General features: G+C 29.3%; 13 protein-coding genes. 4 read left to right on the top strand and 9 right to left on the bottom strand.

Annotated elements, in window-relative coordinates; genetic code table 11:
* Positions 1-1,416, top strand: coding sequence for a DUF3526 domain-containing protein (locus tag Q0958_RS08145; RefSeq protein ID WP_299121968.1), 1,416 nt, complete (start codon positions 1-3; stop codon positions 1,414-1,416).
* A gap of 343 nt (positions 1,417-1,759) precedes the next feature.
* On the opposite strand, the gene Q0958_RS08140 is transcribed toward Q0958_RS08145, so the two are convergent.
* From Q0958_RS08140 to Q0958_RS08110, 7 genes are all read right to left on the bottom strand, one after another.
* Positions 1,760-2,032: a hypothetical protein gene (locus Q0958_RS08140; protein ID WP_299121967.1), complete on the bottom strand. Its 273-nt coding sequence runs from the start codon at positions 2,030-2,032 to the stop codon at positions 1,760-1,762.
* 1 nt (position 2,033) lies between these two features.
* Positions 2,034-2,309, bottom strand: coding sequence for an ATP-dependent Clp protease adaptor ClpS (locus tag Q0958_RS08135; RefSeq protein ID WP_299121965.1), 276 nt, complete (start codon positions 2,307-2,309; stop codon positions 2,034-2,036).
* A gap of 5 nt (positions 2,310-2,314) precedes the next feature.
* Positions 2,315-3,148, bottom strand: coding sequence for a 50S ribosomal protein L11 methyltransferase (prmA, locus tag Q0958_RS08130; protein ID WP_299121964.1), 834 nt, complete (start codon positions 3,146-3,148; stop codon positions 2,315-2,317).
* Positions 3,148-3,903, bottom strand: a complete 756-nt coding sequence (tpiA, locus tag Q0958_RS08125) for a triose-phosphate isomerase (RefSeq protein WP_299121962.1) — start codon at positions 3,901-3,903, stop codon at positions 3,148-3,150. The genes prmA and tpiA overlap by 1 nt, the downstream gene beginning before the upstream one ends.
* Before the next feature lie 176 nt (positions 3,904-4,079).
* The gene (locus tag Q0958_RS08120) at positions 4,080-4,568 is read right to left on the bottom strand and encodes a TlpA disulfide reductase family protein (protein ID WP_299121961.1); all 489 of its coding nucleotides are present in this window, start codon (positions 4,566-4,568) and stop codon (positions 4,080-4,082) included.
* Positions 4,569-4,571: 3 nt separating this feature from the next.
* Positions 4,572-5,054 (bottom strand): thioredoxin-like domain-containing protein, encoded by a 483-nt coding sequence (locus Q0958_RS08115; RefSeq protein ID WP_299121959.1) that lies wholly within the window; start codon positions 5,052-5,054, stop codon positions 4,572-4,574.
* 2 nt (positions 5,055-5,056) lie between these two features.
* Positions 5,057-6,133 (bottom strand): ABC transporter permease, encoded by a 1,077-nt coding sequence (locus Q0958_RS08110; RefSeq protein WP_299121958.1) that lies wholly within the window; start codon positions 6,131-6,133, stop codon positions 5,057-5,059.
* 63 nt (positions 6,134-6,196) lie between these two features.
* Here Q0958_RS08110 and pyrF point away from each other — a divergent pair, with 63 nt between their 5' ends.
* On the top strand, positions 6,197-7,009 hold the full coding sequence (gene pyrF / locus Q0958_RS08105) for an orotidine-5'-phosphate decarboxylase (RefSeq protein WP_299121956.1): 813 nt from the start codon (positions 6,197-6,199) through the stop codon (positions 7,007-7,009).
* 227 nt (positions 7,010-7,236) lie between these two features.
* Here the strand turns inward: pyrF and Q0958_RS08100 are convergent, their stop codons facing one another.
* Positions 7,237-8,433 carry a RagB/SusD family nutrient uptake outer membrane protein gene (locus Q0958_RS08100; RefSeq protein WP_299121955.1) on the bottom strand — a complete coding sequence of 399 codons (1,197 nt, stop codon included), beginning with the start codon at positions 8,431-8,433 and terminating at the stop codon, positions 7,237-7,239.
* Positions 8,434-8,443: 10 nt separating this feature from the next.
* Positions 8,444-11,521 (bottom strand): TonB-dependent receptor, encoded by a 3,078-nt coding sequence (locus Q0958_RS08095; protein ID WP_299121953.1) that lies wholly within the window; start codon positions 11,519-11,521, stop codon positions 8,444-8,446.
* 232 nt (positions 11,522-11,753) lie between these two features.
* On the opposite strand from Q0958_RS08095, the gene Q0958_RS08090 reads away from it, so the two are divergent.
* Together Q0958_RS08090 and Q0958_RS08085 are read left to right on the top strand one after the other, a co-directional pair.
* A complete protein-coding gene (locus tag Q0958_RS08090; RefSeq protein WP_299121952.1) occupies positions 11,754-12,512 on the top strand; it encodes a LytTR family DNA-binding domain-containing protein in 759 nt (252 codons plus the stop codon).
* Positions 12,513-12,515: 3 nt separating this feature from the next.
* Positions 12,516-13,295 (top strand): helical backbone metal receptor, encoded by a 780-nt coding sequence (locus Q0958_RS08085; protein ID WP_299121950.1) that lies wholly within the window; start codon positions 12,516-12,518, stop codon positions 13,293-13,295.
* The last annotated feature ends 350 nt before the right edge of the window (positions 13,296-13,645 follow it).

Below are 13,645 nucleotides of genomic sequence, written 5' to 3'. Positions count from 1 at the left end.
ATGTTTACTAATAATTTACGTTACGAGATAAAATTATTAAACAGAAGTAACTGGCTAATTTTACTTCTAATTAGTATTTCACTTTTATTTGTTTTTGCCACGTATAATGGGACAAAAAATGTAACTAAAAGAGAAAGCGACATTGTTAAAATGCAACAAGATTTACACAAAAAAGATAGCTTAATGCTACTTAACCTGTCTAAAATTGAAAAAGGAGAAAAAGTAAGTCTTCCTCGTTGGCAACTTCCTTCAGAACCAATGACTATAGGATATCGCCACCCTCGTTTAGCTATAATGAAACCTAGTTCCTTTTCTTTTTTAGCTACTGGACAAAGTGATATGTACACGCATTTTAAAAGCCCTAAGGCTTATGGAAACAACTTTGCCTTAGATTATTCAGACATGGTAAATCCCGTTCAATTGTTACTAGGGAATTTCGATTTGGCATTTGTTATCATCTATATACTTCCTCTATTAATAATTGGTTTTTCTTTCAATGTTTTATCTAAAGAAAAAGAGTTAGGTACCTTACAACTTTTAAATGCACAACCCATTTCTATTACTATATGGCTATTACAAAAAATAGCTATTAGGTATGTTATCTTTACTTTAATCACTCTTATTGTCTTAATTACTACTATTACTATCTTCTCTACTAATACACTTAATAGTTTTAGTAATTTAATTGAAGTACTTTTAATGATAGCAGGATACAGCTTATTCTGGTTTACAATCGCTTATACTGTGAATATAAAAATCAATAACTCTTCTAAAAACGCTTTAACTCTTATTGGTATTTGGTTATTAATTGTTTTAGTACTACCCGCTACAATAAATCAAATAGGGAACTCACTATTTCCCACCCCTTCTCGTTTAAAAATGATTAATGAAATTCGTCAAATAAAAAAGGAGAACGAGAAAAAGCAAGATAAAATTATGAGTGATTATTTACGAAGTCATCCAGAACTAGCAAAAGAAACTAATAAGGATAAATTTGGTTTTTGGCATAATTACTTTGCTTCCGAAAAAGTTATGGAAGAAAAAACGAAGCCTTTACTTGCTGAATATGATTCTCAATTACATAAACAGCAAAACCTAGTAAATTCTTTTAAATTTTTCTCTCCTGCAATATTAATGCAACAATCATTAAACAGTATCGCAGGAACTTCTGAAAAACATTATAACGAATACAAGAAACAAGTTTTCGAATTCTCTAATGAATGGAGAAACTATCTAGTTCCAATGTTATTTAAAGAGCAAAAATTCACTTTAAAAGATTACGAGAACTTACCTAAGTTCACTTATAAAAATAATGTTTCAAATAATGTTTGGACTAATTTATTAATCACTTTTCTTTTAAGCGGGTTAATTTTCACTTTAACCTTAGTTAAAAGGAAAAAAGACAATAGCATTTAGAAAAAACGAATACAAAAAAACTCATCTAAAAGATGAGTTTTTCTTTTTTTTATAATCCTTTCTACAATGAAAAAGACCTTGAATTTACATCCAAGGCCTTTTGTCTAACCAAACTTAGTATAAAAACTAACTACTACTATTATTTATATTGTTTCTTTTAGAGGAATCTTCTCCTTTCAACATAATTATTTACTCGGAGAAGGTTTTAATTTAAGGGTTTATTCACTTTAAGGGTTAGCTCTCTAAAAGAGTTAATTACTTATTTACACTATTATGACACAGTTTTTTTTGAGGGGTCACATAAAAACAAAAAAAAACTCAAAAAAAGTTTTTTTGAGTTTTTTTAATATAAATATTTTCTAAGAATCACCCGATGTTCTGGCACAGACTTATCGTAGTTTTTTATCAAACTTTCCAGTATTTCCGGAGATTTAACACCTATATCTTTTTTTGAGTCGTATTTAGAAACATACAAATTGTAGGCTTCATTATTTTTTTCAAAAATTAAAAAATGTTGTTCATTTAATATTGAAAAACATATTTCATTTCCTGAAAAAGCTCCTGAATTGTCTATTATAAATTCTGAGAACTCATAATACCTAAAAACATTTTCCATACTAAACGATCTCCGCAGATAAACCCAATTGTAATAATTTAGAACATCTTGATTCTAAATCTTTATATTCTCCTGTTTTTACTGCGCATTTACCTTTGTAATGTACTAAAATAGCACACTGCTCTGCCTGTTCTAATGTATGTTCACATACATCTACCAAACAGTCAATAACATGGTCAAAAGTATTTACATCATCATTGTGCAAAATAATTTCGTGCTTTTTTGTTTCTTGTATTAAAACATCCAGCTCTTCCTGTATCTTTTCTATCGTACTCATTTGCTTTATTTTTGATATTGCAAAGCTACCCAATTATTTCTTTCTATGGTCTTTTTTAATGTTAAAGCGTACTTAGACACCTCAGCATCAATAATTGGGATATCTTCACTATAAAACCCGCTTAACAATAAAATTCCTTTTTCATTTAAGCAATCGGTGTATGTTTTCATGTCATTTAACAGGATATTACGATTAATATTTGCTATTATTAAATCGTACTTTTTTCCTTCTAAAAGCGATGCTTCACCTTCATAAACAGAAATATGCTTACAACCATTTCTTTCTGCATTTTCTAGAGAATTCTCATAACACCAAGCATCTATATCTATTGCATCAATAGGTTTTGCTCCTTTCATTTCAGCAAAAATTGCTAAAATTCCAGTTCCACATCCCATATCTAATGTTTTTTTATTCTCAACATCTAAATCTATTAAATGTTGCACCATCATATGTGTTGTTTCATGATGTCCAGTACCAAAACTCATTTTTGGTTCTATTACAATATCATATTGTAAGTTAGGATTTTCATGAAAAGGCGCTCGTATACTCACCAAATCTTCTACCTGAATTGGGTTAAAATTCTTTTCCCATTCTGCATTCCAGTTGGTTTGTTCTATTTCTTTGTGATTATAATTTATTGTAAACTCTTCAGACTTTAAAATAAACACTTCCGATAATATATCTTCCTTCCATTCCTCCATTTGAACGTAAGCAACTACTCCATTATCGTTTTCTACAAAGCTTTCAAAGCCTACCATTCCTAACTCTGCTATTAAAATTTCAGTAGCTGGTTCTTTAGGGGTTACTTCAAATGTATATTCTATGTAAATATTATCCATTAGATTGCATTTACTATGGCTACAAAATCTTCAGGTTTCAATGAAGCTCCTCCTATTAAACCTCCATCTACATCTGGTTTTGAGAATATTTCTTTTGCATTTCCTGGTTTAACACTCCCTCCATATAAAATAGAAATATCGTTGGCTACCTCAGCTCCATAAGTTTTTTCCATAATTTCTCTAATGAAAGCGTGCATTTCTTGCGCTTGCTCTGGTGATGCTGTTTCCCCTGTTCCAATAGCCCATACTGGCTCGTAAGCTAAAGTTATTTTAGAAAAACTTTCTTTTCCTAAGTGAAACAATCCTTCTTTTAATTGTGTTTCTACAACCTTGAAGTGATTTCCTGATTTTCTTTCTTCTAACTGTTCTCCAAAGCAAAAAATAACTTCCAATTCATTTTCTAAAGCTGCATCTACTTTTTTAGCCAATAAATCGTTTGTTTCATTAAAGTATTCTCTACGTTCTGAATGTCCTAAGATTACAATATTAACTCCTAGATTAGTTAACATATTTGCTGATACTTCTCCTGTAAAAGCGCCACTGCTTGCTTGATGCATATTTTGTGCTGCTACTTCTACTTTAGATTTTCTCGTTCTTTTTATTGCAGTATTTAAATTAACAAAGCTAGGTGCAATTATTACTCTTGCATCCGTTTCTGAATTCTTTACTTCTTTCTTAATACCCTTGATTAATTGTTTTGCCTCTTCAAGGTTTTTATTCATCTTCCAATTACCTGCAACTATCTTTTGTCTCACTATTCTTCTTATTTATATTAAATATTATTTTTTAGAAATCTTTGTATCAACATTATACTTTCAAACACTAAAAACATTAATGATTTCTTTTTTAGCCGAAGATTGTTCTAACTTGTAAAAACAGATTTTAAAAACTTTTTCAACAAGTTACTTAGCTATTAAACAGCTAAAATACATTATTTTTTTAAGCCCTCTATAATTAAATTATCTGTTGCTTTTGTAGCATTAAAAACTTCAATTTCCCCTGTTTCATTTATCAGCAGATAACGAGGAATCCAACTCAGACCTAAAAAATCTCCAAACTTTCCTTCCCAATCAGATTTCATATAGTAATGTTGTCCTTTTATTTCTAATCTCTCTACACTATTTCTCCATGATTGTAAATCTCTATCTAATGATAAAAACAAATACACTACATCTGGATTCTCTTCTTGTAATTTTTTAACTTTTGGTAAATTCTCTAAACAATCTATACACCAAGAAGCCCAAACATCTATTAATATCTTTTTTCCTTTATTCTTAGTTAGAATTGTATCAAAAGTAACTTCTTCATTATTTAAAGTAATAAACACATCCTCTAATGCTTCTTTGGAAAATGTTGTTGGACTCTCCAGTGTGCAACTAATCAATCCTACTAACAATAACAACATTACTTTTTTGACCATATACTATTTAATTTTACTTTTAAGTCTTTCTGATAGACTTGATGTTTTATAAAGTATAATACTACCTTCATTATCCAACACCATAAATCTAGGTATTGTTTTAAGTTTTAAAAACTGTCCTAATTTTCCTTTTCCTTTTTTAGGTATATAATAATGTTCTCCTTTTGCCTTTATATTCTCAAGTCCTCTTTTCCAGTCGTGATAAGAATGGTCTACTGACAAAAAAATATAATTAATTGATGGGTTTTCTTTTTGAAAAGCTATAACATCTTCAAAACTATCTTGACTAATCGGGCAATAAGTAGCAAACACCTGTACAAACTGTTTTTCTGATGTATTTTTTTTTATAATTTCTTTTAAAGTTATACTATCTCTATTTACTGTAACTAATTTTTCTTCTAAAGCTTCCATATTAAACTCTTTGGGCTGAAAAACTGCACAACTTCCTAAAATTGAAAAACCTATTATTAATAAAAAAAGTCTCATATTTAATTTAATCTAATCCTCGGGTCTAACCAGCTATAAAGAACGTCTACCAAAATATTGATGACTATAAATAAAGTTGCTACTACGAGTACTGCTCCCATTATTACTGGTAAATCAAGTGTATTTAATGAATTTACAATCTCTTTTCCTAATCCATTCCAGTTAAAAATATACTCTACAAAAACCGCTCCTGCTAACATCGAAGCAAACCAACCTGAAATTGCTGTTATTACAGGATTCAAAGAATTTTTCAAGGCATGCTTTTTTACGACTTGAACCATAGTTAACCCTTTTGCTTTTGCTGTTCGTATATAATCTTGACTTAATGTTTCTAGTAATGAATTTCTCATTAACTGTATTACTACTGCTAACGGACGTATTCCTAAAACTATTGCTGGTAATATTAAATTTTTTAATTGAATATAACTTCCTTCTCCAAAATCATCTACTTCATACAAACTTCCAGTCATTTCTAAATTAGTGTATTTATGTAATACAAATCCAAAAAACCAAGCAAATAAAATTGCTGAAAAAAATGAAGGTACGCTCATTCCAAAAGTGCTTATCACAGCTATAACTCTATCGAAAATAGAATCTTTATAAAGTGCTGAAATAATTCCTAAAAATATACCTAACACCAAAGCTATTACAATTGCCGACACTGCTAATATCGCTGTATTAGGCAAAGTTTCTGCTATAATCTCAGATACTTCCTTTTCGTTTTTCTGAAATGATTCTCTTAAATATGGATATTTTAAAACTATTGTTGATTCTCCAAAAGAAAACAGTTTTTGAGCATTATACTTTTTTTCTGCTAAATAAGTATAATCTTCTTTATTATTACTGTGAATTGAAAGTGGAGAAACATCATTTAAATAATAGAGGTACTGTGTAAATACTGGCTTATCAAAACCATATTTTTTTCTAATATTATTTAATTGTTCTGTATCCTCTCTTTGATCTAACATCATACGAGCTGGGTCTCCAGGTAAAATATTAAACAGTAAAAATATTACTGTAACCACCCCAAAGAGCGTTAAAAAGCCGTAAAGTATTTTGTTTGTAATATATTGAAACATCTATAACAAAGATAACAGAAAGTGGCAAAAAAGTGTACTTTTGTACAACTTTTACAACAACTCATGACAACACAACAACTTGTATCTGAAATCAAACGAAAAAACTCGTTTTTATGCATTGGATTAGATGTAGATTTAGATAAAATTCCAACTCATTTATTAAAAGAAGAAGATCCTATTTTTGCCTTCAACAAAGCAATTATTGATGCAACACATCATTTATGTGTGGCTTACAAACCCAATACTGCTTTTTACGAAGCTTATGGTATTAAAGGCTGGAAAGCTTTAGAAAAAACCATACAATACATTAACAATAAGCATCCTGAAATTTTTACCATTGCCGATGCTAAACGTGGTGATATTGGAAATACTTCTACCATGTATGCGAAAGCTTTTTTTAACGATTTAGCTTTTGATAGCGTTACAGTAGCACCTTATATGGGAAAAGACTCTGTTGAGCCTTTTTTAGCTTTTGAAGATAAACACACTATAATGCTAGCTTTAACTTCTAATCAGGGAGCTTTCGACTTTCAAACTAAAAACGTTGATGGTATTGAATTATATAAACAAGTTTTAGAAACTTCTAAATCTTGGAATAATGCTGAAAACTTAATGTATGTTGTTGGCGCTACTAAAGCAGAGTTTTTAGCAGACATCAGAACTATTATTCCTAATTCATTTTTATTAGTTCCTGGTGTTGGAGCACAAGGAGGAAATTTACAAGATGTTTGTAAATATGGCATGAATGATACAGTTGGATTACTTATTAATTCTTCACGTGGTATTATTTATGCTTCTAATGAAAAAGATTTTGCTGAAGCTGCTGCTAAAAAAGCCGAAGAATTACAAACTCAGATGCAGAGTATTTTAAAATAAAAAAGCCAAGGTTAATGACTCCTCGGCTTGTCTTTAATTCAAATAATTACACCAATGAGAATAAAGTTGGTATAAGGTTCAGCAAATATATATACCTACATTAGTTATAATTATAAATTTGATTTGAACCCCTCTTTTTTTGATCTAAAAACCTATTTTAAAACAACAAAAGCTGAGAATTAATTCTCAGCTTTTTTTTCAAGGGGACTAATTTGTAAAAATTAAGCCTATTTTAATAATGGATTAGAATCTACAGCTCTAGTTGGATAAGGTAATATATAATTAACTTTTCCTTCTAATTTTAAATCTTCCCATCTTGTCCATTCAAAAGACATTTCTAAACGTCTTTCTTCTGATAAAGTTAACGATGATTTTCTTGCTGCTTGTAATTCTGTTAATCTATTAGCATTTCCTCCTTCAGCTGATATTAAATACATTTCAGCAATTCTAGACACTAATAAATCTGAATTACTTTCAGTTTTATATTTTTTAGAATAAATATAACCTGCATTAGCTACCTTTCCTGCAAAGTCAAATAAGATTTTACGAGTATCATTACCTTTTACTAAATCTGTTAAATCATCTGCTGCTGCAAAACAATTCCAAGATTTAGCTTCAGGACTCATAATCCATCCCCAAGACCCAACATTTTCAGCCTTTGTTCCTTTGAACATAAAAATTACTTCAGGATCTCTTTCCAAAGGATTTGCTGCTAACTTAAAAATACCAGAATTTATTAATTCTTCTGCTTCAACTGTTGCAGCGTTAATGTTTCCTTGTATTCTATAAACTCTAGCTAATAAAGCTGATGCAGCTTCTTTAGTCACAGCTTTTTGACTTGGTAATAAATTAATACTATTAAAAGAAATAGCGTTTAATTTTGCGTATTTTAAATCTTCAATAATAAAGTTTAATACATCTGCTTTAGAAGAAGGCGCTAATGGTTTCCCATTATAATTTTCATCTACTAAAGGTAATCTTTCAAACATATCATACAATCTTAAATAACTCAATGCTCTACCATATTTTGCTGATGAAATTTGGCTTTTTGTAGCAGTTGGAACTTTAATTATTGTATTAGCTCTATCTATACTTGCATAATAATCTGCATAAAAATAACTCAATAAAATATCTCCAGCAGGCACTTTATTTTCATAAAAATTCTGAACTTGAGACCATTGAAATTTAACTGGCTTATAGTTATCTCCCATTATTTCAGTATTCATAATAGCAAAATAACCGTATCTGTTCGGATGTCTTAACTTACTAAATAATCCGGTAACTAATTTATCTACATCTCCTTCTGCTAAATTAGAATTTGCAGATAATGATACTTCTGATGGAATATCCAATTCATCACTACATGAAGTAGTAAAAATTGTAAAAACACAAATAAAAGTAATCTTTAATAATCTTTTAAACATAATTTAAAATTTAAAATTTAACATTTAACCCTATCAAAAATGATTTAACATTTGGAATACCTCCTAAATCAACACCTGCCTGAATTTTACTTCCATCACTTGTGTTTTGGTTGTTTACTGCAGTTTGATCTACATAATTAGTTTCTGGATCTGCACCTGAATATTTAGTAAATGTAAATGGGTTTCTTAATTGAGCATAAATTCTTAATGAATTAATAAACTTTAGACTTTCTTTATCTTTAAGGAAATCAAAATTATAACCTAAAGTAATATCAGAAATTCTTAAAAAGTCTGCATCTTCTAAGAATCTACTAGATCTTAGAGTATTCCATGATGAAATTGAACTAGCTAAATGCGGTCTTGGATTCGCTGCATTTAAATTATTAGGAGTCCAATAATCTAACATTTCTGCTAACATATTATTAGAGTAAGAAGGAGCACCTACTGAACCTCCATTTAATAATCTTTCCTTATATGAAGCGTATATTTTGTTTCCTATAGAATATTGACCACTAATTGATAAATCAAACGCCTTATATTTCATAGTTGTATTAAAACCTCCAAACATTGGAGCAATACCACCTTCAAAAACCTTTCTATCATCGTCATTAATAACACCATCATTATTTTGATCTACATATAACATATCTCCTGCTGCTACTTTTTGTCCATCAGTACCATCAGCTTTCTTATAAGTAAATTCTTGACTAGCTATACCGTTAGCTTCTAATAAATAGAAAGATCCTACACTAGCTCCTTCTTTTACTATTGAAGCAAAACCTATAGTATACTGTCCACTTTCTGCACCTACTTTATTTACTAAGTTTTTATTATATGTAAAATTACCTCCAAAATTCCACTGAAAATCATCAGTCTGAATTAAATTTGCATTTACACTTACTTCAAAACCTTCATTTGTAATATTTCCAACATTTGCTAATTTAGTTCTAAAACCAGTTTCTTGAGGTACATTAACTCTACTTAAAAGGTCTTCAGTTTCTCTCTTATAATAGTTTAAACTTAAATCTATTCTATTAAGTAACCCTAAATCTAAACCAAAGTTATAATCTCTACCTTTTTCCCATTTTAAATCCTTATTAAAAATATTTGTAGCAGCTAAACCTGGTGACAAGTCATAATTCTCACCTGAACCTATTAAATTTTGACCAGACGCATACGATATTCCTGCTTGATTTCCTGTAAAACCATATGAAGCTCTAAATTTTAAATCATCGATAGCTTTTACATTAAAAAACTCTTCATTAGAAATCGTCCAACCTAATGATGCTGCTGGAAAGCTACCCCAACGGTTTTCTTTTGTAAATTTAGAAGACCCATCATATCTAGTAGAAACCATTAAATGGTACTTTGAATCCCAAGATAGATTCAATCTTGTAAAATATGATTCTAAAGCCATAGCTTGAATATAACTTCTTCCTTGGTTAATTTCACCTGCTGAAGCCAACCAATTTAAATCATCAGAAGGAAATTTTTCTCCAGCTACAAATGAATCTTCATAAGTCCACTTTTGATAAGAATGACCAGCTAATAAAGTAGCTTTTAATTTATCATTTGCAAATAAATCAGAATAAGTTATAGTATTTTCAACTAAAAAATCTCTATTATTTTGTGTCGAATAACGTCCATATCCTGTAGGTACTCCATCACCATTTAAACCTCTTCTTGTATTTGGTGCATCAAATCTATTATATCTATTACTTCTAATGTTTCCACTAAAAGCAGAGTGCCACGTCAATTTTTCAATTGGATTAACATCAAAATAAAGAGATGCTCCTAAGTTTTGCCATACACTTGACACTTTTCTTTCAAATGCAAATAAAGGGTTAACGAAACTATGAACTGCAATCTTCCCATTACTATCATAAGGACTTACATCTGGTCTTCCTCGTAAAGCATTTGAATATGGTTGGTATGTATTATTATCATCAGCTATAGGAGTAGCTTCAGAATATGCGAAAAATGAATTGATTCCATATTTTATGTACTTATTCATTTTTTGCTCCATATTTAACTTAATACGTGCAATTTTATATTGATCTTGTTTAATTATTCCTTCTTGATCAAATAATGATGCTGAAAAATAAACTTTAGTATTATCACTACCTCCTGAAATACTAAACTGATTTCTTTGAACTATTGCATCATTTCTTAAAACTAATGCTAACCAATCTGTATCATAAGAACTATTTGGTAACGGTGTTAAAACAGTTGGGTCTTTAGGTCCCGCTAAAGCTCCAGAAGCAATATCATTTTCATAATTAATTCTTGCTGCGTCAGAAACTTGTTTATATCCTGCTGCATTTAATAAATTTGGTCTTTTTATTAAATTTTGAAAACCATAAGATGTATTAAAAGATATTGTTACACCTTTGTTATAGCTACCAGTTTTAGTTTGAATTAAAACTACCCCATTAGATGCTCTAGACCCATAAATAGCCGTTGAAGCAGCATCCTTTAATACACTAATGCTTTTAATATCTTCTGGAGAAATACCATTCATAGATTCTTGAGGCACACCATCGATAACATATAAAGCTGTATTCGAAGCACTTAAAGAACCATTACCTCTAATACTTAATTGAGTAGCATCACCAGCTCTACCTCCAGTACTTACAATTTGTAAACCTGATGTTTTTCCTTGTAATGCTTGGTTAATAGATGCTACTGGAGCACTTTCTACCTCACTTACATCTATTGTTGAAATAGCTCCTGTTAAATCTTTTTTAGATGACGAACCATAACCAACAACAACAACTTCTTCTAAGATATTATCGTCTTGCTTCATTACTATGTTGTAATTTGTAGCCTCTCCAATAACTCTTTCTTCTGTCATCATTCCTACAAAACTAAAAACCAAAGTATCTCCTGTTTTAGCTTTAATAGAAAAAAGTCCATCGAAATTAGTCTCAACTCCTTTAGTTGTTCCTTTAATCATAATAGTTACTCCTGGTAGTGGACCTGAACTATCAGACACTGACCCTTCTATTAACTTTTCCTGAGCACTAACTTTTAGGATAATACCCAAAAAAAACAGTAAATACATCACTTTTCTCAAATGTAAATTCATTTTTTTCTATTTAAATAATTATTAGGTGATAAATGTAAACACTGCTTTTCCTTCTTAACATCGATTTGATGCAAAGCCCCCTTAATTTGATGTGAAAATTATTTTTTTTGAGTTAAAAAATACTAAAGACACTTTAATACTTAAATTATTGTTAAATAAAACCAAAAATTAAGGTCTAGAATAATTTTGTTTGCTAATTTTGCCTGTAGTTTTCCCTACTAAATGCTATAAAATGAATATAAAATGTGTTATTGTTAACGATAACAAAAATGACAAAAAGAGAATTGAATTCTTACTAAATCAAAACAATCATATAGATCTCTATGGTAGCTTTACAAATAATTTAGAAGCTATTGATAATATCAACAAAATGAAACCGGATGTTGTTTTTTTAGATATTACTGGTTTTGAAATTATCGAAAAAATTACTCTTGCGCAAAAGCCTCTATTTATCTTTATTAACAATAATGATAAATTTGCTCAAAAAGCTTTTGACTATTGTGTTTTTGACCACATATTAAGCCCATATAAAGACACCCGTTTTCAACAAACAATAGATAAAATAGTTAATCACTTTAGAAAAGAAGAATTATTAAATTTACAATCTAATTTAAACGATATACTTTCTATTGTTAAAAACACTGCTAATATTGAGAATAGAAAAATAAATATTAAGTCTGGCAATAAAATTTTCTTTATTGACATATCTACAATAAAATATATTTCTGCTTCAGGATATTATGTTGAAATTTATACTACAGATGATAAAAAACATTTATTAAGAGAATCTTTATTAAGTATTATGAGAAGATTAAACTCTAATAAGTTTATCAGAATTCATAGATCTACAATAATAAATAAGGATTACATAGAAGAAATTATAGCCTCTAATTACGGAGAAATAGATGTTAAAATATCTTCTATTAAAAAATTGCTTAGAGTAAGTAAAGGTTACAAAAAAGAGTTTCAGGAAGAAATGGGTGTAAAATAGTTTATGAATCTAATTAAAGAGTTAAAATTTAAAAATCCACCGAAAAGAATTATTTCTTTGGTTCCAAGTCAAACAGAATTACTTTTTGACTTGGGATTGGAAAATAGTATTGTTGGTGTTACTAAATTTTGTGTACATCCAACTCATTTAAGAAAAGAAAAAACTATTGTTGGCGGTACTAAAACAATTAAACTAGATAAAATAAAAAGTTTAAATCCTGATATTATTCTTTGCAACAAGGAAGAAAACACAAAAGAGATTGTTGAAGCTTGTGAACGTATTGCTCCTACTCATGTTTCAGAAATCTACACCCTTGATGATTCTAAAAAACTAATAACTCAATATGGTGCTTTTTTCTCTTGTGAACAAAAAGCCTTGGAAATTAACTCTGAATTAGACCTTAAACTACACAACTTTATACAATTTATTAAAAATAAGGAAGAAAAAAAGGTCGCCTATTTTATTTGGAGAAATCCTTGGATGGTTGCTGGAAATACTACATTTATCAATCACCTATTAGAACTAAATAAATTTAATAATATATATAGTTCTAAAAGTCGTTATCCAGAAGTAAATTTAGCAAACATTATTTCTGACGGAAATCCTGAGTTTATTCTACTCTCATCTGAACCTTATCCTTTTAAAAATAAGCACAAGGAGGAATTAAGAGAACATACAAACCACGCAAAAATAGTTTTTGTTGATGGTGAAATGTTTTCTTGGTATGGAACCAGGTTGTTAAAAGCCTTTGACTATTTTATAGATTTACACAACAGAACTTGAGAGGTCCTTATCTAAATATTTAATTCTATTAAGTTTCTCTAAAACTTTCATTGCCTTAAAAGCTGAGCGATCACTTTTACATTCATCCTCATACTTGTAATCATTAGCTCTCTCAACCAATTTACGGTATCTATTTTCTAGATGCTCTCTATACCTTTGTAATTGATTAACTCTTGACATTTTGTAATTGATTAACTAGGAGTATAAATATACACAAATATTTGATTTACAACAACATAAACCTACCCTTATTTAATTCTTAGTGTTTTCCCTATATTTTTATACGATTTAACCTTATCTCAAAAAAAGAGCTTGTTATGAAATTTCATAACAAGCTCTTAAGAAATAAT

The organism is uncultured Tenacibaculum sp. (assembly GCF_947499065.1).
GTDB lineage: Bacteria > Bacteroidota > Bacteroidia > Flavobacteriales > Flavobacteriaceae > Polaribacter.
Note: the sequence above shows the minus strand (reverse complement) of the source record. Positions and strands in the feature narration are given on the sequence as shown.

Excerpts from the sequence above, each read along its gene's own strand:
- Q0958_RS08090 (WP_299121952.1), top strand. The coding sequence starts at position 11,754 with ATGAATATAAAATGTGTTATTGTTAACGATAACAAAAATGACAAAAAG.
- Q0958_RS08140 (WP_299121967.1), bottom strand. The coding sequence starts at position 2,032 with ATGGAAAATGTTTTTAGGTATTATGAGTTCTCAGAATTTATAATAGAC.
- Q0958_RS08100 (WP_299121955.1), bottom strand. The coding sequence starts at position 8,433 with ATGTTTAAAAGATTATTAAAGATTACTTTTATTTGTGTTTTTACAATT.
- Q0958_RS08135 (WP_299121965.1), bottom strand. The coding sequence starts at position 2,309 with ATGAGTACGATAGAAAAGATACAGGAAGAGCTGGATGTTTTAATACAA.
- Q0958_RS08085 (WP_299121950.1), top strand. The coding sequence starts at position 12,516 with ATGAATCTAATTAAAGAGTTAAAATTTAAAAATCCACCGAAAAGAATT.
- prmA (WP_299121964.1), bottom strand. The coding sequence starts at position 3,148 with ATGGATAATATTTACATAGAATATACATTTGAAGTAACCCCTAAAGAA.
- Q0958_RS08145 (WP_299121968.1), top strand. The coding sequence starts at position 1 with ATGTTTACTAATAATTTACGTTACGAGATAAAATTATTAAACAGAAGT.
- pyrF (WP_299121956.1), top strand. The coding sequence starts at position 6,197 with ATGACAACACAACAACTTGTATCTGAAATCAAACGAAAAAACTCGTTT.
- Q0958_RS08120 (WP_299121961.1), bottom strand. The coding sequence starts at position 4,568 with ATGGTCAAAAAAGTAATGTTGTTATTGTTAGTAGGATTGATTAGTTGC.
- Q0958_RS08095 (WP_299121953.1), bottom strand. The coding sequence starts at position 11,521 with ATGAATTTACATTTGAGAAAAGTGATGTATTTACTGTTTTTTTTGGGT.
- Q0958_RS08110 (WP_299121958.1), bottom strand. The coding sequence starts at position 6,133 with ATGTTTCAATATATTACAAACAAAATACTTTACGGCTTTTTAACGCTC.
- Q0958_RS08115 (WP_299121959.1), bottom strand. The coding sequence starts at position 5,054 with ATGAGACTTTTTTTATTAATAATAGGTTTTTCAATTTTAGGAAGTTGT.